18 protein-coding genes are annotated in these 24,049 nt (G+C 43.1%); 8 read left to right on the plus strand and 10 right to left on the minus strand.

Going from position 1 to position 24,049, the window contains the following annotated elements; all coding sequences use genetic code 11:
• Window positions 1-16 precede the first annotated feature (16 nt).
• The 7 genes from K8B83_RS09775 to K8B83_RS09805 form a co-directional block, all read right to left on the minus strand.
• Window positions 17-976: a cupin-like domain-containing protein gene (locus tag K8B83_RS09775; protein WP_398410856.1), complete on the minus strand. Its 960-nt coding sequence runs from the start codon at window positions 974-976 to the stop codon at window positions 17-19.
• 104 nt (window positions 977-1,080) lie between these two features.
• The gene (locus K8B83_RS09780; protein WP_188739533.1) at window positions 1,081-1,803 is read right to left on the minus strand and encodes a SapC family protein; all 723 of its coding nucleotides are present in this window, start codon (window positions 1,801-1,803) and stop codon (window positions 1,081-1,083) included.
• A gap of 106 nt (window positions 1,804-1,909) precedes the next feature.
• Window positions 1,910-3,490, minus strand: a complete 1,581-nt coding sequence (locus K8B83_RS09785) for a tryptophan halogenase family protein (protein ID WP_223419819.1) — start codon at window positions 3,488-3,490, stop codon at window positions 1,910-1,912.
• A gap of 337 nt (window positions 3,491-3,827) precedes the next feature.
• Window positions 3,828-6,782 carry a TonB-dependent receptor gene (locus K8B83_RS09790; RefSeq protein ID WP_188739531.1) on the minus strand — a complete coding sequence of 985 codons (2,955 nt, stop codon included), beginning with the start codon at window positions 6,780-6,782 and terminating at the stop codon, window positions 3,828-3,830.
• A 459-nt stretch (window positions 6,783-7,241) separates the two neighbouring features.
• A complete protein-coding gene (locus K8B83_RS09795; protein ID WP_223419820.1) occupies window positions 7,242-8,243 on the minus strand; it encodes a LacI family DNA-binding transcriptional regulator in 1,002 nt (333 codons plus the stop codon).
• Window positions 8,244-8,309: 66 nt separating this feature from the next.
• On the minus strand, window positions 8,310-9,638 hold the full coding sequence (locus K8B83_RS09800) for a glycoside-pentoside-hexuronide (GPH):cation symporter (RefSeq protein ID WP_188739529.1): 1,329 nt from the start codon (window positions 9,636-9,638) through the stop codon (window positions 8,310-8,312).
• Window positions 9,639-9,736: 98 nt separating this feature from the next.
• Window positions 9,737-11,068, minus strand: a complete 1,332-nt coding sequence (locus K8B83_RS09805) for a GH1 family beta-glucosidase (RefSeq protein ID WP_188739528.1) — start codon at window positions 11,066-11,068, stop codon at window positions 9,737-9,739.
• A gap of 385 nt (window positions 11,069-11,453) precedes the next feature.
• On the opposite strand from K8B83_RS09805, the gene K8B83_RS09810 reads away from it, so the two are divergent.
• The 8 genes from K8B83_RS09810 (at window position 11,454) to K8B83_RS09845 (ending at window position 21,755) form a co-directional block, all read left to right on the plus strand.
• Window positions 11,454-12,764, plus strand: coding sequence for a sugar MFS transporter (locus K8B83_RS09810; protein WP_188739527.1), 1,311 nt, complete (start codon window positions 11,454-11,456; stop codon window positions 12,762-12,764).
• 9 nt (window positions 12,765-12,773) lie between these two features.
• Complete coding sequence (locus K8B83_RS09815) at window positions 12,774-15,410, plus strand: glycoside hydrolase family 3 protein (RefSeq protein ID WP_223419822.1); 2,637 nt, start codon at window positions 12,774-12,776, stop codon at window positions 15,408-15,410.
• 141 nt (window positions 15,411-15,551) lie between these two features.
• Window positions 15,552-17,627, plus strand: coding sequence for a glycoside hydrolase family 16 protein (locus K8B83_RS09820; RefSeq protein WP_223419824.1), 2,076 nt, complete (start codon window positions 15,552-15,554; stop codon window positions 17,625-17,627).
• Window positions 17,628-17,979: 352 nt separating this feature from the next.
• Window positions 17,980-18,780 carry a 3'(2'),5'-bisphosphate nucleotidase CysQ gene (gene cysQ / locus K8B83_RS09825; RefSeq protein WP_223419826.1) on the plus strand — a complete coding sequence of 267 codons (801 nt, stop codon included), beginning with the start codon at window positions 17,980-17,982 and terminating at the stop codon, window positions 18,778-18,780.
• 59 nt (window positions 18,781-18,839) lie between these two features.
• Window positions 18,840-19,745, plus strand: coding sequence for a fructokinase (gene mak / locus K8B83_RS09830; protein WP_188739523.1), 906 nt, complete (start codon window positions 18,840-18,842; stop codon window positions 19,743-19,745).
• A gap of 123 nt (window positions 19,746-19,868) precedes the next feature.
• Entirely contained in the window at window positions 19,869-20,648 is a 780-nt protein-coding gene (locus tag K8B83_RS09835; protein ID WP_223419828.1) for a YdcF family protein, read from the plus strand.
• Window positions 20,649-21,347, plus strand: coding sequence for a DUF2982 domain-containing protein (locus K8B83_RS09840; RefSeq protein ID WP_223419831.1), 699 nt, complete (start codon window positions 20,649-20,651; stop codon window positions 21,345-21,347).
• Window positions 21,348-21,353: 6 nt separating this feature from the next.
• Window positions 21,354-21,755, plus strand: a complete 402-nt coding sequence (locus K8B83_RS09845) for a GFA family protein (RefSeq protein WP_223419833.1) — start codon at window positions 21,354-21,356, stop codon at window positions 21,753-21,755.
• Between the two features lie 24 nt (window positions 21,756-21,779).
• Here the strand turns inward: K8B83_RS09845 and K8B83_RS09850 are convergent, their stop codons facing one another.
• From K8B83_RS09850 to galE, 3 genes are all read right to left on the minus strand, one after another.
• Complete coding sequence (locus tag K8B83_RS09850) at window positions 21,780-22,163, minus strand: bactofilin family protein (RefSeq protein ID WP_223419835.1); 384 nt, start codon at window positions 22,161-22,163, stop codon at window positions 21,780-21,782.
• 90 nt (window positions 22,164-22,253) lie between these two features.
• Window positions 22,254-22,733, minus strand: coding sequence for a ferredoxin-type protein NapF (gene napF / locus K8B83_RS09855; RefSeq protein WP_188739518.1), 480 nt, complete (start codon window positions 22,731-22,733; stop codon window positions 22,254-22,256).
• Between the two features lie 72 nt (window positions 22,734-22,805).
• Window positions 22,806-23,828, minus strand: coding sequence for a UDP-glucose 4-epimerase GalE (gene galE, locus K8B83_RS09860; protein ID WP_188739517.1), 1,023 nt, complete (start codon window positions 23,826-23,828; stop codon window positions 22,806-22,808).
• Window positions 23,829-24,049 lie beyond the last annotated feature (221 nt).

Genomic DNA, 24,049 nt, shown 5'->3' on the forward strand with positions numbered 1-24,049 from the left:
TTTGCTGTGTTCAGCATTATCGTTTTAATTTATTAATTAACTCTGCGCGTAATTTACGGGCGTTTAATTCATCTAAAGGTTTGCTTAGCATGCCTTTAGCATCGTCTGGCATGTAGCTATCGTCTACTTCATCATGCTCAAAAATGTAATGGTCAAATATTGCTTTCCAGGCCTGGCGCTGCGCTTTTGGCAGTGAGCGTAGGCTTAACACACTGTGCAGGAGTGCGTTATTAGGGCGACCTAAATGCCCCGGCGTGTTGCGCCACCAATGAGTAATCAGTACGTTAATATCGTCAATACCGCGCACATGATGCCACCACATACTGGGAATAAATAACACATCACCTGGTGTCAGCTCAGCTGTTAATGAGGCCGCCAGTGCGTGTTTAAATTTAGGAAATAGTTCAAAGTCTGGCTTATCAAAATCCACCATGCTGATGTCTTGCCCGCCAGGAGCAAACTCCATCGGCCCGACATAGAGGTTACTTATTTGCTCTGGCGGAAAAAGAGTAAAAGTGCGTTTACCCACTACGTTACAGGCGAGGTTGAGCGGAAAGTCAAAATGAGCGGCAACCTTGGTTTTGTTGCCTAGCCAAATACTGGTAAGCGGGTTGATTGGGCTAATATCAAGGCTATTTTGCTCTCCAAGACCGGGCAAAAAGTGATGGATATCTGTCGAGCCCATGTAAATGCCTGCCGGCGTTGGGCTGGCATTTTCTTGTTGTAAGCGGCTAACTAACTGATTGAAATCTAAACGTCCTGCTTGATAATTAAAGCCATTGAGTTGTTCATTGTAAAAAACGCGCCCTTGCTGCTCTGGTGGCAAGTAATAAGCCGTTACGGCATTGCCTTGATAAAACTGGCGTAAATAATCTAACGCTTTGTCAGCAGACTCTAGCCCTGCTTGTACAACAGGCCAATGATGACATAAGCCTTTAAACACCATGGGTTTGTTGGCGTTTTTAACATAGTCCATCACCTGCGCTAACGACCAACCGCTCACACTGTCGACGGTTTGCATTGTGCCTGTGTGTACTGAGGCTTGAGCCTGGTTGCTGTGAGACATCAGCTGGCTTCCTTTTATCCTTGTGCGTTTTTAAGGTTAAGTAAATCGCGTACTTTGCTTTGTGAGGCAAGGGCCATGAAAATGGCTTGCAAGTAACCTTGTTGATGCAATGTCGCTAAGGTGTCTGCTGATAGCGTCGCTAGGGTGTTTTCGTTAATGGTATAAAAGCCGATCATTTGGTGTTTTTTACCGTTGTCGAGTTCGATGTCAAGGGTGAACGACTCAAGCAACTCATGCTTAATTAGCGCTTCAATAAACTGTTGGTTGTCGATAAGGCCATGGTGAATGAGCTCTAGCATTTCGCCGACTTCATCTAATAACGGTGTATTACCGCCATAGGGTAAAAATAGCGCTTCGCCTTCGGTTTGGCTCACTCTAGGATGATCTAAATCAATATGAATAACGCGCTGCTGACGTTCAACACCATCTTCGCGCACGGTTTGTTGACCAATTAAAAAAGGTTGGCGACGAACTGTGAGCGGAATATAAGATGCGTTCCAACCCTCATTTGATAAAAACAGGTTTTCATTTTGGGTAAACCCAAACAGTGCCACCGAATAAAACTGGCCTGTTGTTGCATCTTTGTGGAAGAAAATAGGGTAGTGAGCTTGAATACTGCGAAACTCTTGCGGAAAGGTCACGCTGTACCATAAGTTGTCGCCTAAAGCGGCTGAGCGGCTTGTGTTTATCTTTAAGTCTTTATGATCGATGCTATTAAGTAATACATGCTGAGTCATATTGTGTCCTATATTGTTCGTTCAAATACGTTATGTTGTTATGATTTTTATACGTGACGTCATCTTCAATTTAACAAGTGTCTAACGGAAACCCTCTGCCGTATTATCAAAGCTTTGGAAATCCATATTGTGCCACCTTATCGAGTAAAGCCCGGTTAGTCGGTAAGCTTTTACTCAATGCTTGTGTGCGCTGCTGGTTATCGGTAAACAGTCGCTGAGCCAGTTGCTGTAAAGACGGTTTAACCTGGCTAGGTAACTGGGTTTGAAACCCCATGCCATAAAGCACATATTGAAAACTGGCCGCAGGGAAGAGCGCTTCTTTATAGCTAATATCGTGTTGGCTTGGAGCCTGGTAACGCCATAATTCAAGCTGTGCCTGTAAGCGTTCAGGTATTGAGCTGTTTTGGCGATGGTCGCACCAATAGTCGTCGGCGTCTCGTTGGCTAATAACATAATGCAGCTTTAAAAAGTCAATAATTTGCTGCCAATGCTGCTGATAACGTAGGTTTACTCTATCTGCAATGGTGTCCATTACCTGACGATTGGGCGGTAATTGTTGGGCGAGTGTAGATGCTGTCCACTCGATTAACGCAAGGGCTGATGCTTCTAATGGCTCGATAAATCCTGCGGCCATGCCAATGGCAATACAATTATTTTGCCAACATTTAGCATGATAGCCAGGGTTAATATTAAGCTTGCGTAGCTCAAGTTGCGAAGCAAGCTTGTCGCTTGTGCCATTTGCAGTAATATAGCGCCGCAATACTTGCTCTGCCTGGGTGTCGTTACTGTGGCTTGATGAATAAACATATCCAACGCCTTTTCGGGTCGGTAAGCCGATATCCCAAATCCAACCATTTGGCTGCGCGGTTGAGTGAGTGCAAGAGGCGATGGCGGTTGCCGGATCTTCATAAGGTACTTGTACGGCCAAGGCGCTGTCGTTAAACAAAACCGATTTTTGGCATAAAAACGGCACGTGCAAGTGCTCACCTAATAGCAATGATTTTACCCCAGTGCAGTCGATAAATAATTGCCCTGAAATCTCACCATGTTGCTTGGTTATCAGCTTTTCAATGTCGCCTTGTTCATTATTCACAATCTGTTCGACATGATCGTAAATATGATTAACACCGAGTTTTTGAGTGCAATGTTCTGTCAGTAACTGGCTAAATTTGCCCGCATTAAGGTGGTAACCATAGTTATTTTGAAAGTGATATTGCGCCGTTGATATGGTTTTAGGAGCTAAACCAAGCTGAGATACGACGTCCTGGTTACTCACGGCCTTAGCAAAGCTTACGTGTTGTGCATGAGGCAACCAAAATGGGCATAAATCGAGTTCTTGATGACCATGAGGTAGGCTAAATGGATGCAAGTAGCTGTTTGAACTGTCTGGGGTATCATTTCGCCAATGAATAAAGCGAGAGCCTTGCTTAAAGCTTGCATCACAACGGCGAATAAAGTCATTTTCATCAATGCCGATTTTGCTCAAGGTTGAGCGCATTGAAGGCCAGGTACCTTCACCTACACCTATGGTGGCTACTTCGGGCGATTCAATTAAGGTGATGTTGAGTTTAGGCGAGTGAGCCAATACGCCCTTGTCGACATTATGCTCGGCGGCGAGTAGTCCTGCCGTTATCCAACCGGCTGTGCCGCCACCAACAATGACTATTTGGGTGATTGGTTTTTGCATAATATCTACCTACGCTTTGGGCGTTATTGTTATTTTGATAATGTTGCAACGTTATGACGTAAAATGAGCATCACTACATCATAAGTAGAAATTTATAAAATGTAAGCACTTTCATGTTTTGATTATCACATTGTGTTTTTTAATACTTTGATTTTAAAGCTCGGTGTTGTGCTATCGCATTGTGGTCAGTATTAAAAAAGCAGTAACGTCCTTGTCACTTAATATATACAGATAAAAAAAGAGGTGCCAAAGTTTGAGCACCTCAACGACCTAAATAGGGCTTGATGTATCCCGCTAACACTGGGGGAAAGCGGGATAACATCAAGTGAGATACAACTTAGAAGGTGTAACGAGCACCAACGCTGTAGCGAGCACCTGTTTCGGTTAGGTTTAACACTTGCTCGTCAGCACGACCGTGAACTCGGGTATATTCTTCGGTAATGTTAAGCCCTTCGAAAAATACCGTTAGGCCTTCAACTTGCTCGATGTCATAACTGACAGATAAGTCAATTTGCGAGTAAGCTTCAGTGTACTGAGGGTTAGCACCAGTATCTTGACCGCGAGAGTTTAAGAACTCGTCACGCCAGTTGTAAGCCACACGAGCTTGGAAGCCGTAGTTTTCGTAAACTAATACCGCGTTTGCCGTATCACTTAGACCGATAAGCGCAGGTTGGTCTTCGAGTAAGAAGTTGTCATATTGGTCATCGCTATTAACGATGGTGTAGTTGGCAATAACACCAAATCCGGTTTCACCGAAGAAATGCTGTACCGCAAACTCCCAACCATCAATTACTGAGCTACGAGAGCTGTTAGATGGTGTGTCGATGAAAAACTCTAACAGTTCATCGTTATTAGCCGCACTACCTGCAATGGTCCCATTAGCGACATCTACAGCTGCATTATCGGCAAAGTTGTCGAATATGTATTGACGAACAATACCTGCATCAGACGAACCAGTTGCTTGAACCGCAGCTTGATATAAATCACCTGTTGCTGGGTTGTACATGCCATCATAAGTCGTAACAACGTTGGTGTTACTGATAAAGTTCTCAGTATCTTTATAGAAGTAACCCACAGAAACATAACTTGACGGTGCGTAATACCACTCTGCTGAAAAGTCGTAGTTTTTTGACTCTAAAGGTAACAAACTTGGGTTACCCGCTGAACCACCACCATTACTTTGGTTTGCAAGCGTGCTACGAACTGTACCACCTTGAATAGAGGTGTAGTCAGGACGACCTATGGTTTCGCTGAAAGCGGCACGCAGCATAACATCTTCAACTACTTCAATATTAAAGTTAATATTTGGTAGTAAGTAATCATAATCACCTTTTTGGGTTTCAAATACGCGATCGCCAGATGCCACGAGTGCGATTTCAGTATCACCCACCCAACTTGTGCCGTTATATCCCGCAACCGCTGAAGTTGATGTGACGTCAGTTTTCTCGTAACGTAACCCTACGTGGACATCATATGGCATGTCGCCAATTTCGCTGTCATAGTTGTATTGTACGTATACCGCTTGAGATTCTTCTTCGGTAAAACGGTCAACGTCAGACGCGTAATCTGTAGATGGGCAGAAACCGTTACCGCAATCACCCATAACAGATGAGGCGTAATTTGCAGCCGCGTAATCACGTACAGCATCAAAATCCCACACAAACATGGTGTTCAAAATGTCGTAAGTGCCAGTGCCATCAGAGAAATCGCCACCGTTAGCACTGAATTTATCGTGAATGGTGTCTGCAGGGAACCAAGCATCATCTAAATCACCAGGGCTACCCACACCACCCCAATCGTTACGCTGGACGTTAACTGATTGCGAATGGTTATTTACTGTGGTTAAAGCTAAACCAAAATCGATACTGCCAGCGTCTTCAAATACGTATTCACCGTCAAGTTGATATTGATCAATTTCTGATTTATTACGTGCATTACCAAATACAGAACCTGTTACCACCATGTCAGCAGGTGTAATGGCGTTACCACCACCCACGGCTAATACTGGTAAATCGCCACTGAAATCAGTCGCGGCACTAGTACGAACAAAACCTGCGGTACTTAAGGTATTGCTTGAGCCGTAAATGCTATTTGGTTTGTTTTCTGCCACAGAGCTGTGCGCATCGAATGTCAGTGTTAGGTCTTCATTGGCTTGCCACTCGATGTTAAAACCAAGTGAGCCACTTTCGTTTCTTACGCCATAATCACCAGTCGCCATTGATAAATCTTGAGCGCTTGCATAGGTTTCTGAATAGATTAATGGAGAAGAAATTGGGCCATCAGTCCAAACGTTTTCTGAAGGAGCAAACGTAAACCAGGCTGATACGTCATTGTATTGAGTATCAACGTCATTACGCATGTAGGTGTAGTCTAACGTAGTGGTAATAGAATCTACCGGACGATATTGTAAAACTAGCTGACCGTTAGTACGTTGACGTTGTTGTTCTTCAAAACGGTAAATGGTGGTTTGCGGTACAGAGTAGATATCACCTTCACCTGGGCGATTGACTTGACCGTCTTGTGGTACACCACCCCATTCAGCGGTACCTGCACCCCAGTCGTTATCAACTGTGCCAGGAAAGCTGCGCCAGCCGGTACCGACTTGAGCTTGAGCGTTGCCTGATTCACGTTCTTGGAAACTGGCAGAAATCGAAATACCAAATTTATCATCGGCAAAGGTATTAGAGTACAAGCCTGATAACTCAGGAGTCATACCGCCTTCACGCGTTGATTTGTCATCCATGGCTTTTGCGCCAAAGGTGGCTTTTAATCCAGGAGAGCTCAGTGGCTTATGGGTTAAAATATTGATGGTAGAACCAATACCACCCGTTGGGTTTTCTGCTAACGCGGTTTTAAAAACTTCAACGCCGCTAATACTTTCTGAGGCGATGTTAGCAAAATCAAATGAGCGTGAACCTGTTGTTACCGGCATTTGGCGGCCGTTCAGTGTTACTAGGTTAAAATCTGGACCAAAACCACGTACTGTAACTTTACTGCCTTCGCCGTTGACACGGTCAATCGAAACACCACTGATACGTTGTAGCGATTCGGCTAAGTTAGTGTCTGGAAACTTACCGATATCTTCTGCTGAAATAGAGTCTACAACGCCGTTAGAAGAACGCTTTACATCCATTGATTTAATTAAACTACCGCGAATACCAGTCACCGAAATGACTTCGATATTCTCGTCATTGGTTTCTTCTGCAGCATGAGCAGGTAGAAAAGTGCTCATACCAAGCACAAGCGATAAACTGGTCGCAAGCTTGGTTTTGTTAAATGTTCTTGTTTTCATCTAGGAAATCCCCATTGACTAGATTTTATGTCTTTCAATATTGCGAGTTGGGCGCAAATCGTTTTTGTAATTCTCCATCGGCGCTGTGATCATTATTTATAAATTGTTGTCATATAAAACAGCTAATGTAAGCGCTTACATAAAACTAGTGTAAATATTGATCTTAGTCAATAAAAATGATTAATAATTATTACATTTTGTTAACCGTCGTGATAGGGGATAAATGGTGGTAACTGTTAGCACCTGATTTTTATGTGTTTATTTTTATCGCGATAAATTGGTATGAAATGTAAGCGCTTTCTTTTGTTGCGAGAAATGTTGCTAGTTTTGGGCGTATTTATCCGATAAATACGTCAGTATAGCGGGGTGATATTGATAAGCCGGTAGGTGGTGGTTGGGCATTGTTTTCAAAATTGAGTCAAAAACAATGCCATCACGAGTAAAAAACGCGATACTGGTTTAGTCTATGGCTTTGGTTGAGGTACGGATAAACAACTCTGGCGAAAACGAGCTTTCTACCAGGATTTCAGTGTCGTTATATACGTGCTGTAGTACCCATCTTGCTGCCATTTTACCCATTTCATGAATAGGGTTACTTACCGTAGTTAACTTAGGTGAAATATACTGCGGAAACGGGATATTGTCGTAACCAATAAATGAGATGTCTTCAGGCACTCGTAAACCATGTTCTAAGCAAACTGATATTGCCCCAGATGCCATTTGGTCGTTGGCACACACCACAGCGGTAATTGGCTTGTTTAGCGATAACAAATGCTCCATAGCCTCGCTTCCGCCCGCTTCTTTAAAATCGCTTTCGTAGTAGAGGGTGTCATCAAAGTCTATATTGTATTGCTTAAGTGCGCGTTTATGGCCTTTTAAGCGATCCCTTACGTCGAGCTTAAATAACGGCCCTGATATGTAGGCAATGTCTTTATGGCCAAGGGATAAGATGTGGTCGGTGGCCATAAAGCCACCTTGTTCATTTTCAAGGTAAACACAACGCTCTTTAATAGCGTCGATGTAGCGGTTAATAAACACAATCGGAGTAGGACCTTTGCTGAGCTCAATTAAGTACTCATCAGAGACGGCTTCAATATCTAAAATAAGTGCATCACAGCCACGGCTCATCAAAAAATCGACACTGTCTTTTTCTTGAATTTCATCACTGTGGCCTGCTGCAATAATAACGTGCTTGTTGGCGCCACGCAGTACGGTTTCTATTTCGGTCATCATAGGGCCGTAAAACGGACCATCAAGTTGCGACACCAACACACCAATGCTATTGGAACAATTAGATGCTAAAGACTGTGCAATGGTATTGGGGCGATAGCCTAAAACTTGCATCGCATCCAATACTTTTTGTTTGGTTTTGTCACTGACTTTGGTGTTGTTGTTCATGACTCTAGAAACTGTTGCCAGAGACACTCCCGCCATTACCGATACATCGTAAATTGTTGCCATATATTCATTTCACGTTATTAAATTCAAATTAGCCTTGGAACATAAGGCGCCAAGACTAACATGATTTTATTTTACTTCTCTATTTAATTCTAAGTGAATGCGATCAACTTGTTGATTATCGAGGATGTACCAACGCATCACAAACGCCACCAAAATAGAGCCAATGGCGGGGTAAATAGTAAAGGATAATAAAATGCCTTGTTGGGTTTCGGCTGTTTGAGCTGTATCAGCTTGATATCCGTAACCAGCTAACAACCAACCGGCTGCAGCACCACCAATGGCAACACCTAACTTGATGAAGAAAATAACAGATGAATAAATCATCCCTGTGATGCGAACGCCATTTTTGTATTGACCATAATCGACCACGTCGGCCATTTTTGCCCACAATAGCGGTGTGGCCATATTAAAGGTAAAGCCCCAGGCGATAAACATAAAGAAGGCTAAAACGACTTGTTCGCTTGGTACAAAATAACTTAACACACACAACGCAGCGGCAATAATTTGTAACCCTATATAGGCTTTTACTTTACAGATACGTTTAGCAAGAGGCTCTGCCAAAATACACCCAAAGATATTACCCACCATACCAAGAGTGATAAATAAGGTGATTGAGTCAGGCATATTAAGGTAATACTTAACATAATAAATGGCTAAGCTAGTACGCAGCACCATGCCAGATAATAAACACACGGCGGCAACAGCAAGTACCCGCCATTGATCATTTTTTAGCATGTCGCCAAAATCTTTTTTAAAGCTAGATTGTTGATCCACTGGTGGGTGTAAACGTTCTTTTGTGCCCCAAAAACACACTAAAAACATCGCTACACCTAAAATACTCATAGCGGTAATCGTCAGTTGATAGCCTTTGGCTTGATCGCCCTGACCTAAGAATTCAACTAAAGGCAATGTGAGGCCTGATACAAGTAGGCCACCAATCATGGCAAACACAAAACGGTATGATTGTACTGATACTCGCTCTCTTGGATCGGCGGTTAATACGCCACCTAGCGCACAGTAAGGAATGTTAATTGCGGTATACACCATCATCAATGCTGTGTAAGTGACAAAAGCATAAATCATTTTGCCATCTTCAGTTAAATCTGGCGTGGTAAATGCCAACACACTGATAAAGCCAAAGGGCAGAGCAAACCATAATAAGTAAGGCCTAAATTTACCCCAACGGGTATTGGTTCTGTCTGCAAGTGCTCCCATTAAAGGATCGGTTACCGCATCAATTAAGCGTACGGCTAAAAACATGGTGCCGACAAACGCCGGTGAAATACCGAAAATATCGGTATAAAAAAAGGTTAAAAACAGCATCACCGTTTGAAAAACGATATTACTGGCGGTATCCCCAAGCCCGTAAGCAATTTTTTCTTTAATACTGATCATACTTGCCTCAATAATTGTGTTTTTTGTTTTAATATGATGCGACTAGATGACTAAAATAAAGCCGTTCATAGATTAGGAACGGCTGTAACAGCTTTTTTTTATTTTCTATTAGCAATTAAGTCTTTGTAAGCGTATGCACTTGATTTAAGTGTTCGTTTTTGTGTTGCGTAATCGACATACACAATACCAAAGCGTTTTAAATAACCTTCTGCCCATTCAAAGTTATCCATTAAACTCCAAGCAAAATAACCTACAATATTAACGCCTTGTTCTATTGCATTATTTACAGCATTTAAGTGGGCGTCATAATAGGCGAGTCTGTCTTGATCATCCACTTTTCCGTCGATTAATTTGTCTGCCATCGCTGCACCATTTTCGGTGATGTACATCGGCGGTAATGGGTACAATTTGTGTAGTGAGGTTAATAAGTCAGTAAAGGCTTGTGGGTAAATTTCCCAACCAATATCGGTTTTAGGCTTATCGACCATATCAATTTGGCTAAAACCAAGAGTCGCATCAGCTTTATATACTGCACGGGTGTAAAAGTTAATGCCCAAAAAATCGATGGGTTGCGCAATAATGTCAAAGTCGCCTTCTTCCATTACTGGTACATCTTGCGGGTCAAAATCATTAATGATCTCTGGGTAGCAGCGGTCAAATAGTGGCTTGATGTACCATTGATTAAAATATTGATCGGCTTTGCTGGCTGCTTGCACATCTGCTATTGAGTCTGTTGCGCTGTAACACGGGGTAAAGTTAAGTACGATGCCATTTAGGGTGTTAGGGCTGTTTTTTTGCAGTACTTTCATTGCTAATCCGTGTGCTAGCAATAAATGGTGAGCAGATTGGCGACCATAAGACTTTTTGGCTAAACCGGGTGCGTGAACGCCAATTTCGTAGCCTAAATATGAGCTACAAAAAGGCTCGTTAAATGTGGCATATGAATACACCCTATCACCTAAAGCTTGAGTAATTTTGTCGGTGTAATCGGCAAACAAGTAGGCAGTTTCGCGATTTAACCAGCCACCATTGTCTTCAATGTGTTGTGGTAAATCCCAGTGGTATAAGGTCACAAAAGGTTTAATACCGCGACGATTCAACTCATCTAATAAGTCGATGTAAAACTGCACACCTTGCGCATTTACACTGCCGTCTTTGTGCAATACACGTGGCCAAGAAATCGATAAACGATACGCATCAACGCCGAGTGACTCAATTAGGTCAATGTCTTCTCGCCATAGTTTAACGTGCTCACAAGCTTGCTCACCGTTTGAACCATCACGGATTTTGCCTGGCGTGGCGCAAAAGGTATCCCAAATACAGGCTAAACGAGAATCTGCTGCCCCTTCAATTTGAAACGAAGCTGTTGCCACACCATAGGTGAATGCTTTTGATTGCATTTTCGAGTTAGCTGGTAACATTATTTTCATATTAATTTTCACTTAGTATTGATTAAATTTGAGTCTTTGTTATTGAGAGTTTTTTGCGCTGAAACACCCGTTATAACGCGCTTGTCCCGATTTTCTCAATGATGAAAATATCTATTAGAGTACTTAAAAATCGTTGACATCAGTTATCGATATGTTAAAAATGAAAGCGCTTACATTGAGATTAGTGATTAATTACTCAAAGGTCAATAATTGATTTTGCAAATTAGTGGTTACCAGCCCGTAGGGGAGATGATTAACTTAGCTGAATTGGGTTAATGATTTATGGGCATTGTATGTTGCTATTGATTTAGCGATTGAACGGTAGCGATTAATCATCATTTATTGATAACAACCCAATATAACGATTTATAACATAGGGAATGTCATGGCGACTTCACATCAACCAGAATTAACGCATGTTGATTCGACCCATCAAATCGGGGACTTTCGCTTTGCGTTAGTCGCGTTAACCTCTTTATTTTTCATGTGGGGGTTTTTAACCTGCCTCAATGATATTTTAATTCCATACCTAAAAAACATGTTTGAGCTTAATTACACTCAAGCCATGTTAGTGCAGTTTTGTTTCTTTGGTGCTTACTTTATTGTGTCGATTCCCGCTGGCGCACTAGTGGGTAAAATTGGTTATCAAAAGGGGATTATCACTGGTTTAGTGATTGCGTGTGTCGGATGTTTATTATTCTATCCTTCAGCGAGTTACGGCTCTTACAACATGTTCCTTTTTGCTTTTTTTATTCTCGCTTCTGGCATCACTATTTTACAAGTATCTGCTAACCCTTATGTCAGTGTACTTGGCCCTGCTGAGACGGCATCTTCACGATTAACCTTAACCCAAGCCTTTAACTCTCTTGGTACAACCGTTGCGCCTTTCTTTGGCAGTTGGTTAATTTTATCAACGGTAGAACACGATGAAAAATTAACTGAAGTGGGTGAGGTGATTGGGCAGTTATCTGTACAGCAGCAAGCAACAGCAGTACAAACGCCCTATTTAATTTTAGCGGGCGCCTTATTTGCCCTAGCGCTTATTTTTATGCTGTTAAAACTGCCGCTATTAGGCAAAAAAGTGCTGAGCACAAACAGCGAGCCTGCTGGCAGTGCATGGCAGTATCCGCATCTAGTGTTAGGCGCCGTAGGTATTTTTGTTTACGTGGGTGCTGAAGTCGGCATTGGCAGCTTTTTAATTAGCTTTTTAACTCAAGACGACATAGGTGGGTTATCTGAGTCACAAGCAGCTAACTATATCGCCTACTATTTTGGTGGTGCCATGGTGGGCCGCTTTATTGGGGCGGCTGTGATGCAAAAAGTGAGAGCGGGTAAAGTATTAGCCTTTAATGCGCTTTGTGCTTGTGTATTGGTGGTTGCAGCCATGTTTAGTGCAGGCAGTGTGGCAATGTGGGCTTTATTGTTTGTAGGGCTGTGTAACTCGATCATGTTCCCGACCATTTTTAGCTTAGCGTTACAAGATTTAAAACAACATACAAGCCAGGGCTCAGGTATTTTATGTTTAGCCATTGTCGGCGGCGCCGTTTTACCTTTATTGCAAGGTGTTATGGCTGACAGTTTTGGTATTCAATTAGCCTTTATTGTGCCATTAGTTTGCTATGGTTTTATTGGCTACTACGGTTTAGTGGGCTGCAATGCAAAGCGTCCTCAGTTTAATGCACAGCAGCAGGGATAAGGAAACACAATGAACACCAATCAATTTATTAACGGATTTACGTCAGGTAAATTAGCTTTGCCACTGAGTACAGTAAGTTTAGCTGTGATTTTAAGCTTAACTGGGTGCAGCGATTCGACTCCTGTTGAGCAAGTTCCTGACACTTCTGCGGGAGTTGTTGAGGACACAGCGGTAAAATCTGGCATTGATTTATGGCCAGCGCTGACTCCTGCTATTGCGAAAGATGCAGCGCTTGAAGCTAAAATTGCGGCATTGGTTGCAAAAATGACCGTAGAGCAAAAAGTGGCTCAGATGATCCAACCCGAAATCCGCGACATTACCATTGAAGATATGCGTAAGTATGGATTTGGTTCATACCTTAATGGCGGTGGCGCTTACCCAAATAATGATAAACACGCCACACCAGCGGACTGGATTGCCTTAGCTGAAGCCTTATATCAAGCGTCTGTCGATGATTCTGTCGATGGCATTAATATTCCGACAATGTGGGGTACCGATGCGGTACATGGTCACAACAATGTGATTGGCGCGACATTATTTCCGCACAACATCGGTTTAGGTGCAGCCAATAACCCTAAGTTGATTGAACAAATTGCAGCGATTACAGCAAAAGAGGTGATGGTAACGGGTATCGATTGGGTATTTGCACCTACAGTTGCTGTGGTTCAAGACGACCGTTGGGGCCGCAGTTACGAAGGCTATTCAGAAGATCCTACCATTGTAAGAGATTACTCATTTGCCATTGTTGAAGGATTGCAAGGTGCTGTAAATGGCGACTTTTTATCGGATCAACGCGTGTTATCAACGGTTAAGCACTTTTTAGGCGATGGTGGCACAGAAAAAGGCATCGATCAGGGCGACAATATTGCCAGTGAGCAAACATTGGTTGATGTGCATGCTCAAGGTTATGTTGGCGGTTTAAATGCAGGTGCGCAAAGTGTGATGGCTTCATTTAACAGCTGGCATGGGGTTAAAAACCATGGCAATAAATACCTGCTGACAGATGTGTTAAAAGACCGCATGGGCTTTGACGGCTTTGTGGTAGGTGACTGGAACGGCCATGGACAAATTCCGGGCTGTACCAACGAGTCTTGTGCTCAGGCTGCCAACGCTGGCTTAGATATTTTTATGGTGCCAACTGCGGCATGGAAACCCTTATTTGAAAACACTGTGGCGCAGGTTAACAGTGGTGAAATTAGCCAAGCCCGATTAGATGATGCCGTATCACGTATTTTGCGGGTTAAATTTAGGGCTGGTTTATTTGATAAGCCAAGCCCTGCTAAGCGTCCATTATCAGGTAAAACAGAATTAATAGGCCAAGAAAGTCATCGTGAAGTTGCACGTCAAGCTGTGCGTGAGTCATTGGTATTATTGAAAAATAATCAAAAGTTATTGCCACTGTCACCCAAATCAACTGTTTTGGTTGCGGGTGACGCTGCAGATAATATTGGTAAGCAGTCTGGCGGTTGGACCATTACCTGGCAGGGTACTGACAATCAAAATGCTGATTTCCCTGGGGCAACCTCAATTTACTCTGGTATTGAGCAAGCCGTTAAGCAAGCGGGTGGCCAGGCAATATTAAGTCCTACTGGCGAGTTAACCACGCAACAAAAACCTGACGTGGCCATTGTGGTTTATGGAGAAGAGCCATACGCAGAAGGTAACGGTGATATTGATAATTTAGAATATCAACGGGGTGACAAACGCGATTTAGCCTTGTTAAAACAACTTAAAGCACAAGGTATTCCTGTTGTGTCGGTATTTATCAGTGGCCGCCCAATGTGGGTAAATCCTGAATTTAATGCATCTGATGCTTTTGTTGCAGCATGGTTACCTGGCTCTGAAGGTCAAGGGATTGCCGATGTGTTGTTTACCGATGCCAACGGAAAAGTGCAGCATGACTTTGTGGGTAAATTGTCATTCTCATGGCCTGCAACACCACAACAAACCACAGTTAATGTGCCGCTACAAAGCGCATCAGCTGAGCAAAAAGCACAATACAAGCCGCTTATTCCATTTGGTTATGGGCTAAATTATCAGTCAGATGTATCGAGCGCTGTCGTGTTAGATAGCTTGTCTGAAGACAACCTAGCGGCTGAGCAAACCATTTCTGACTTGGCTTTGTTTGAGCGCGCAGTGAAATCTCCTTGGTCTATGTACATTGCCAATAGCGTAGAGCGTCAAGGTATGTCGAGCAGTGTGGCCAAAAATAGCGCGTTAACTATTCGCACCATGGATCGCGTCGTGCAAGAAGATGCTCGTTTAGTGTCATTTAATGGCAGCGAACAAGGTATTGTTGGTTTAGTGAGTAATTTCCCACGTGACTTTAGAGCCTACAGTAACAGTGATTCAGCATTGTCGATAAGCATCAAGAGTTCGGCCGTGCTTGAAAAACCGTTGTGGCTAGGTATGGCTTGTGAAGGAGACTGTCGTAAACAGCTTGATATTGCTCAGCAGGTTAATAGTCAGTTGGGTGAGTGGCAAACCTTAAGCTTTTCACTGGCATGTTTTGCAGATGAGCCTATGGACTTTGGCAAAATCACCATGCCGTTTTACCTAGCGACCGACGCTAAAGTAGACATCAGCTTTAGCGATGTGGTGATCAAGTCTCAGCCGAGCGAAAACACAGTCACTTGTAAGCAATAACCAAAGCGTTACCTAAGTTAGGCTCATCTATTTTAGATGAGTCTAGCTTAACTCAACCCAAATTTGTGCCAAGTGATGTGGTTAATGGTGTTTTAGACACTGTTATTTGCAAAGCGCGAAGAACCATAAATGAGGAAAACAATGAGCTACTTTAATAATAAATATTCATTTTTGCTTTGTTTAACCACACTGGTATTAATGCCGGGGTGTTCTGACGATGACGCCATTATCACTCAAGAAGATACCAGTATTGCTGATAGTTCTGATAGCGGTTGGAATATGGTTTGGCAAGACGAATTTGATGGCAATGCAGTCGATAGCAACAAATGGAGTTTTGCTGTTGACTGTTATGGCGGCGGTAATAACGAAGCTCAATGTTACACAGCCAGAACAGAAAACGCCTCAGTTGCCGATGGCATGTTAACCATAACCGCCATCAAAGAAACGTATTCGGGCCCAGCGGTTAACGACTCAGACCCAAGCTATGATATTAACGATACCTCCAAAACCCTTGACTATACCTCTGCACGGTTAGTGTCTAAAAATAAAGGTGATTGGAAATACGGCCGTTTTGAGATCCGTGCCAAGTTACCTCAAGGCCAAGGTACATGGCCAGCAATTTGGATGCTTCCAACCGATTGGGTATATGGCCCATGGGCTGGTTCAGGTGAAATTGACATCATGGAAGCGGTGAATCTTAAGGTAGAAGTCGACGGCGAAGCGCCAGTGGCGGCGATCCACGGCACTTTACATTACGGTAAGCAATGGCCAAACAATGTTTACACAGGGCAGGAGTACACCTTACCTGACGGGGCCAATCCAGCAGATGACTTTCATGTGTATGCCGTTGAATGGCAAGAAGATGAAATACGCTGGTATGTTGACGATGTACACTTTGCCACCCAACAATCTTCTGGCTGGTATAGCCAATACGTAGACGACGAAGGCCAATTAGTTAACGCACCAGATGATGCACCCTTTAATCAACGTTTTCATATGTTATTAAATCTTGCTGTGGGCGGCGCCTGGTCGGCAAACGTGCATAACACAGGTATTGATCCGTCAGTATTTCCGCAATCCATGGTAGTGGATTATGTTCGCGTTTATGAATGTGCGCAGTCGCCAAGTACTGGCGCGGGGTGCGAAACCATTGACGAAACCGTCACAGTAACGCCAGGGCAAACAGCACCAGAGATTGTTATCCCCGACACCAGCTTTGGCCAACAATCACCATTAAACCTGTTTAGTTTTGGCGATCAAGATGCTTTAGCAGCAGGATTAATTTTTAACAGTTACAACCCTGATAATGCCATAAGTTATCAAGTGATAACGGACGACACCCAGGGAAACGTACTACAGATTACTAAAACGGGCGATACTGGTAATCTGTATTTTGAGTACAGCCCAAGAGCCGATTTAAGCCACTGGCAGGCATTAGGTGCGTTAGTTTTTGATATTAAAGTATTATCTATTGCAGACGGTACCGAAGTATTGGTTAAAGCTGACAGTGGTTGGCCAAATGTCGGTGATGCAACCATAGAATTACCAACAACGCTTGAACAGTGGCAGCAAGTGAGTGTGCCACTGGCAACACTTGTGGCTAATGGTAACCGTTTTTCACCAGGTAGTACGGTCAACTTTGCTGATATCGTCAACCCGTTTGTGATTGAACCTACAGGTCCGATTGAGTTTCAAATAGATAATGTTCGTTATCAATACCAACTAGATAACCAAACTCAACTGAGTGTGTATGACGACGCTACAAATGCGCCTTTTGCCTACGGTCAATATGTTGCTTCTGGAGAACTTGCAGAAGCACAGGTAGATGTTGGCGGCGAACACAACATGGTGACTCAATTAACCTTTAACACTAATGAGGCTGTTGGGTATTTTCAAAGCCCTACCGTGTTTGATTTAAGTGATTTTACCACCTTATCTTTTGACTTATATGTGGTATCAGATCCAAGAGCGTCACGTTCGTTAAACATTAAAATGGATTGTCAGCACCCATGTAGCTCTGGTGATTTTGCCATTAACGCACCCGAGATAGGCGTATGGACACATTATGATATCAGTTTGACTGGTCTACAAAATAATACCGGCTCAACTCTGGATTTAACCAAAGTGGATACGCCCTTAGTGATATTCCCTAATTGGGGAGATCAACAAGGTGTGGTGTTACAAGTAGACAATATAAAAATAACCAAAGCGCTATGATATTTGGCCTTTTAGAATTATTAAAAGAGAAAAGGGAAGATGGAAAAGGCTGCTTGTTCGACAAGATTCATTGCCTTTTCAATGTATTCTCAGCGTTTTAGTGAAATATTGCTTATGCCAATGATTGAATACGAATGCAGAAATGCACAGTTTGCTTTGCGCCTTGTAGTGCTTAGCTTAGTATCAACAGGCAGAGGTTGTTGCAGGTATGTTGTTTGATAGTGAGCGTTAATAAAGCAATGTTAATCCTAATTGGCTTAACTTCGATGAAATCAATATATCAGTTTATGACGTGAACGATGGCATAATGCAAAAATGTTACATCGAACCGCTATAAATTTAAGGAATAGATTTGTCGAATTTTACATTTTCGCTCACTGATTTAGAGCACATAGTCACACTGGCCAAAGACGCCGGTAAAGCCATAATGCAGGTTTATGCTAAAGCTGATTTAGGTGTTGAAGTTAAACAAGATGACAGCCCAGTTACTGCTGCCGATATTGCTAGTCATAATGTGATTGTGGCTGGGCTCAAAACGCATTTTGCTGATATTGCCGTCATGAGTGAAGAAGCCGCCGACATCAGCTGGACCGAAAGACAAACATGGCAAACATATTGGTTAATTGATCCACTTGACGGCACCAAAGAGTTCATTAAACGTAATGGTGAGTTTACCGTTAATATTGCGTTAATTCATCAAGGAAAGGCAATTGCGGGGGTGGTTTATGCACCCGTTTTAAATAAATGTTACAGCGGCATATTAGGCCATGGAGCCTGGCTTGAGCATGAGGGTATTGTCACCGAACTTGATATTAGTTCACGTGCAATAAATACCCCTCCGGTCGTGGTTGGTAGCCGTTCTCACGTGAGCCCCGATGTGGCGTTATATCTGGAGCAGCTGGGTGAGCACACTATGCTCAGTGTCGGTAGCTCGCTAAAGTTTTGCATGGTGGCAGAAGGGCAAGCTGATGTGTATCCAAGGCTTGGATTAACCAGCGAATGGGACACCGCAGCAGCGCAAGCAGTACTAGAAAGTGCAGGTGGGGTTGTGTTGGCTTATCCAGCCATGACACCACTTGAATATAATCAAAAAGAAACGATTTTAAATCCATATTTTATTGCTGCGTCTAAGGCGTGGTTAGCAAAAAATTAGGTTTATCCTGAGTTTGCAAGTATGGACAAAACTTAACACGAATAATGGAGAGGCTAGTTATGATGCGCATGGGCGTCGATCTCGGTGGGACCAAAATTGAAATAGTAGCGTTAGCAGATGACGGTGCTGAAATATTCAGAAAGCGCATTCCTACGCCAAGAAACTACCCTGATACAGTGCAAGCTATTGTCAGTTTAGTAGCGGATGCTGAAGCAGCAACAGAGCAAACGGGTTCTGTAGGGATAGGTATTCCTGGTGTGGTATCACCGTTTACTGGGCTAGTTAAAAATTCAAATTCAACCTGGATTAACGGCCATCCATTAGACAAAGATTTAAGTGATGTTTTACACCGTGAAGTGCGTGTAGCTAACGATGCAAACTGTTTTGCGGTTTCAGAAGCCGTTGACGGCGCAGCAGCCGGAAAGCGTGTCGTATTTGGTGGCATTATCGGTACAGGTTGCGGTGCAGGTGTATCAATTAACGGAACAGTACACGGTGGTGGTAATGGCATTGGTGGTGAGTGGGGGCATAACCCGCTACCTTGGATGACACCCGATGAGTTTAATACCACTACGTGCTTTTGTGGTAACCGCGACTGTATTGAAACCTTTATTTCTGGCACTGGTTTTGTGCGTGACTTTCGTGCTGCCGGTGGCGATGCCACCAGTGGTATTCAAATTGCTGAAATGATGCAGCAGGGTGACCCATTAGCAACAGCAGCGTTTGAGCGTTTTATCGATCGCTTAGCACGTTCACTTGCTCATGTGATAAACATGATGGACCCAGATATGATTGTCTTAGGTGGCGGCGTATCCAACATCGAAGCCATTTATACCGAGTTACCTAAAGTGCTACCTAAATATGTTGTGGGCCGTGAGTGTGGCACGCAAGTTGTTAAAAACAAATTTGGTGCATCATCTGGCGTACGTGGCGCTGCATGGCTTTGGGGCAAAGACGAAAAGTAGGTTTACCCCAATTTGCGTGGTATCTAAACGGCACTTAATAGTGCCGTTTTTGTTTTGCGTAGACTAAGTTACACTAGCACTAATATTGAATCTAAGACTGAATAAAGATTGAGTGAATGATTGATGTTTTGGTTTAAAAAGCTCTTGTCACAATTAGTGATGCCCATTCCGTTAACTGTGTTGCTGTTGTTGTTAGCCGCGTTATTATGGCGCAGTCAAGGCCAATGGTTGCTTAAGCTTGGTAAAGTCAGCTTATCACTCGCTATAGCTGTGTTGTTTTTGTGCAGCCAATCGCAGGTTAGCTATTGGTTATCCGACTCATTAGAGTCTCGTTTTCTCCCTAATAACCAAAATATGGCACAAGGGTGCGTGGTGATGGTATTAGGCTCAAGTAATACCGAAAAGCCAGGCTTAACTGCTGTGCAGCAGTTATCTGCCACCGCATTAGCACGCTTAAGTGAAGGAATAAGGCAACTGAGTTTAGGGCAACAATGCACATTAGTGGTGAGCGGTTACAGTGGCGGCATACAACCGACACCACACGCCAGTATCATGGGCAACGCAGCGATTGAACTTGGGGTAAACCCGGCCAATATCATTAAGTTTGACCAGCCTAAAGATACCATAGAAGAGGCTTACGCTCTGCAGCAGTTGATTGGTTCACAACCTTTTAAACTGGTGACATCAGCAACACATATGCCGCGTGCAATGATGATTTTTACTCAAATAGGCATGCAGCCGCAAGCAGCGCCAACCGATTTTATTGCTCGTCAGAGTTTTTGGTGGAGACTTGATGCAGACCAATTATTGGCTTCTCAACGTTCCATTCACGAATATGTGGGTATGTTGTGGCTCAACATTAAATTTATATTACACCCGCCCATCGCCAAGGAGACACGCTAAATGATCGATGAGCTATTGATCACCCCCTTTTCAAAACGCAATGGGATTACGCTAACCTTATTTGGTTCGATTAGCCTGTTATCAAGCTTAGTGATTTTTATTGGCTTTGGCAGCTTGTTTGCGCTTGGCATGATGTTGTTTGCGCTGGGATCTGTTGGGTTAATTTTAGGCATAGCCAAAGTGTATCAACCCGCAGTTAGCTTTAAATTAACCGCCCAAGGAATGTGCTTTTTTCATCGTCGGGGGCAGGTATTTATTGAATGGTCTAATATACAACGTCTTGACAATGTAAGAGTTAATCAAAATATGGAGTTGATTGAATTGCCCTACATTGGCGTTAAGCTGAAACAAATTAACCCTATTTTAGATTGTATTTCGCCGCGTTTAGCCACAGGCTTGCTAACCGAGCAACGACCGCTATTAATGACGGCAGCTACACAAGATGAAGACTTACAAAGTTTAGAAGGCTATTTAGGCACAGAATACACGCCGTTAATTGTAAATGGCGACCGCTATCGTGGCGTATTAGCCATGTTTGGACACCGCTGCCAAACCTTAAATGAGCAACTGGGTTATCATCTTTATTTATCGACAGACAGTATTGATCGCGACCCAAAAGAGTTTGTTAGCTTGTTACGCCAATGGCAGCAGTCGAACCAAGCCGCCACGTTGACTGAGGTGCATTTACAAGGGGAATAATTAACCATGCTATTAACAGGCGGGTGTTTATGTGGCGCTATTCGTTACCAGACAACTGACATGCCATTTGATGCCGATCATTGCCATTGTAGCCAATGCCGTAAAAGTGCAGGTGCGGTGGTGATGAGTTGGATGGATTTTAATACCGAACAGGTAACATGGCTGCAAGGGCAGATCACAGAGTTTGCTTCTTCTGCTGATATTCGTCGTGGTTTTTGTCAGCAATGTGGCACCAGTATGACCTATAGACATGTGGATTACCCGCAGTACTGCACTTTGTCGATAGCATCACTTGATGACCCTAACAAAGTGCAACCCACATATCATATTTATACCAATGAGCAGGTCAGTTGGTTAACCATACAAGACACTTGTCAGCGTTTTAACACCAACAAAACCAGCACATAACCAAAGTGTTAACTCAAATATAACTTAAGCTTTATCAGCGTTTTTTGCGTCTGTATTGGCTGATGAGGTCGAGAGTGGGTCGCGGTGACGATAGCCTAAAAATTGGCCGCCATCTAAAATTTCAATGTTTTCGCAATAAGCATCACCCTCAAAAACGCCTTGTTCATGAAGGGTGATTTTTTTACAGCGAGCTTCTCCAGACATTTGGCCTGCTATTTTCAATTCGCGACATAAAATATCACCCTCAACTGTTCCTGAGGGTTCTATCGTTACATTACCCTGTGCCTGAATATCGCCATTAACATGACCTGCAATCAGGACATCACCACTAAACATCAATTTTCCTGTTAAATGACATTCTTGTGCAATAAAACTTAATGGGTTAACAGGCTTTTTTTGGCCAAACATCGCAGTGCCTTGGGTATATGGTTAAATAGGGGTGCTAATATAGCGTTAAAGACAACATAACAAAACGATAAATTGTGGGTTTTATTAACCCTATGGCATCAATGTGATCGCATCTGACGGACAAGGTGAAACACAAGCGCCACATCCTGTACATGCTTCTGTGTCTATTCGTGGTTTGGGCACTTGGCCTACCGCCATGGTAAAGCTAATAGCGCGGGGGTCGCAGGCATCTTTACAGCTTTGACACCATACGCCTTTCTCGGTTAAACAGTTGTCTTTTATACTGGCAACTATGTTCCACGGTAACGTTGCACTGGTATCAAAAACAGGTTCAGGACACACCTCAACACATTGTTTGCAAAATGTGCATTCATCCTGGCTAAAGTCAATTTCAGGAAAACCACCTTCACCACGTTTAATGATTTGTGTGTCACACGCATTAATGCATTTATCACAACGGGTGCAATTATCCGTAAAGGTTTGCTCGTCTTTACTCCAGGGCGGGCGGATCACATTGGTTTTACGGCGGCTAAAAAGATTACGGCGGCTTTGATTAATACCTTGGGTCATTATTTGTCCATTTGGCTTTATTATTTGCTGCAACTAACAGCCAATATTAGCATTAGCTGCAGCAAAAAATTGTTAAGCGCTTGGCATTTTATACCCATCAGGGTTATTTGATTGCCATTTCCAGCTGCTGCTTGCCATATCTTCTACGCTGTGGGTGGCGCGCCAGTTTAATTCTGTCGCTGCAAAGCTTGGATCTGCGTAACAGGCGGCAATATCACCTGGGCGGCGAGGGCTGATTTGATAAGCAATGGTTTTGCCACAGGCTTTTTCAAATGCTTTTACCATATCTAACACACTGTAACCTATGCCAGTACCTAGGTTATAAGTGACTAACCCTGGCTTAGTTTGCAATTTTTTGAGTGCCTGCAAGTGACCAATAGCTAAATCGACCACGTGAATATAATCACGCACGCCAGTACCATCTGGGGTGTTGTAATCATTGCCAAACACACTCAATTGCTCACGTTTACCTACAGCAACCTGGGCAATAAATGGCATTAAGTTATTAGGAATGTCGTTAGGGTCTTCACCAATTAAGCCACTTTCGTGGGCACCTACAGGGTTAAAGTAACGTAAACGAGCGATATTCCAGCTATTATCCGAGTGATGTAAATCAGCCAGAATGTGTTCTACCATTAATTTTGACTGACCATAAGGATTGGTTGCACCGGTAGGGAAATCTTCTTTAATCGGTAAGCTTGCCGGGTCGCCATACACAGTAGCTGATGAGCTAAATACCAAGTTTTTAACGTTATTTTCAGCCATTACCTGGCATAAAATAATGGTGCCTGTAACGTTGTTTTCATAATACTTCAGCGGCTTAGCAACCGACTCACCAACGGCTTTTAGGCCAGCAAAATGAATAACAGATTCGATACTATGATCGACAAACACTTTTTGCAGTAACGCTTTATTAAGAATATCACCCTGGTAAAACGTGACATCTTTACCAGTAATGGTTTTTACACGAGCTAATGCTTCAACACTTGAGTTCGATAAATTGTCTACGATGACCACTTCCTGTCCAGCATTTAGTAGCTCTACTACTGTGTGCGTACCTATATAGCCTGCGCCACCGGTTACCAAAATTGCCATAGTTTAATCGTCCTGTGAATAAATGAGTCATGTTCTGTCTACATTGTAAATTATCACAGCTCAAGTTCCAGCGAAATTATTGATATTGATTGCAAAATTATACTGGTCAGCTTTGCATCAATTTAGTCAACTTCGCACAAAATGAGCAAGCGATTATGGCTAAGATTTGTTGCCATTGTATTAATTTGTTTACAAATAGTGCAGCTTTATCATGAGACAAT

It is taken from the genome of Shewanella inventionis (assembly GCF_019931735.1).
Lineage (GTDB): Bacteria > Pseudomonadota > Gammaproteobacteria > Enterobacterales > Shewanellaceae > Shewanella > Shewanella inventionis.

What these genes read in the sequence shown, in the direction of transcription:
- napF (WP_188739518.1), bottom strand. Translation starts at nt 22,733, where the DNA reads ATGACCCAAGGTATTAATCAAAGCCGCCGTAATCTTTTTAGCCGCCGT.
- mak (WP_188739523.1), top strand. Translation starts at nt 18,840, where the DNA reads ATGATGCGCATGGGCGTCGATCTCGGTGGGACCAAAATTGAAATAGTA.
- K8B83_RS09850 (WP_223419835.1), bottom strand. Translation starts at nt 22,163, where the DNA reads ATGTTTGGCCAAAAAAAGCCTGTTAACCCATTAAGTTTTATTGCACAA.
- K8B83_RS09835 (WP_223419828.1), top strand. Translation starts at nt 19,869, where the DNA reads ATGTTTTGGTTTAAAAAGCTCTTGTCACAATTAGTGATGCCCATTCCG.
- K8B83_RS09790 (WP_188739531.1), bottom strand. Translation starts at nt 6,782, where the DNA reads ATGAAAACAAGAACATTTAACAAAACCAAGCTTGCGACCAGTTTATCG.
- K8B83_RS09805 (WP_188739528.1), bottom strand. Translation starts at nt 11,068, where the DNA reads ATGAAAATAATGTTACCAGCTAACTCGAAAATGCAATCAAAAGCATTC.
- K8B83_RS09845 (WP_223419833.1), top strand. Translation starts at nt 21,354, where the DNA reads ATGCTATTAACAGGCGGGTGTTTATGTGGCGCTATTCGTTACCAGACA.
- K8B83_RS09785 (WP_223419819.1), bottom strand. Translation starts at nt 3,490, where the DNA reads ATGCAAAAACCAATCACCCAAATAGTCATTGTTGGTGGCGGCACAGCC.
- K8B83_RS09780 (WP_188739533.1), bottom strand. Translation starts at nt 1,803, where the DNA reads ATGACTCAGCATGTATTACTTAATAGCATCGATCATAAAGACTTAAAG.
- K8B83_RS09800 (WP_188739529.1), bottom strand. Translation starts at nt 9,638, where the DNA reads ATGATCAGTATTAAAGAAAAAATTGCTTACGGGCTTGGGGATACCGCC.
- K8B83_RS09795 (WP_223419820.1), bottom strand. Translation starts at nt 8,243, where the DNA reads ATGGCAACAATTTACGATGTATCGGTAATGGCGGGAGTGTCTCTGGCA.
- K8B83_RS09775 (WP_398410856.1), bottom strand. Translation starts at nt 976, where the DNA reads ATGGACTATGTTAAAAACGCCAACAAACCCATGGTGTTTAAAGGCTTA.
- K8B83_RS09815 (WP_223419822.1), top strand. Translation starts at nt 12,774, where the DNA reads ATGAACACCAATCAATTTATTAACGGATTTACGTCAGGTAAATTAGCT.
- K8B83_RS09820 (WP_223419824.1), top strand. Translation starts at nt 15,552, where the DNA reads ATGAGCTACTTTAATAATAAATATTCATTTTTGCTTTGTTTAACCACA.
- K8B83_RS09840 (WP_223419831.1), top strand. Translation starts at nt 20,649, where the DNA reads ATGATCGATGAGCTATTGATCACCCCCTTTTCAAAACGCAATGGGATT.
- K8B83_RS09810 (WP_188739527.1), top strand. Translation starts at nt 11,454, where the DNA reads ATGGCGACTTCACATCAACCAGAATTAACGCATGTTGATTCGACCCAT.
- galE (WP_188739517.1), bottom strand. Translation starts at nt 23,828, where the DNA reads ATGGCAATTTTGGTAACCGGTGGCGCAGGCTATATAGGTACGCACACA.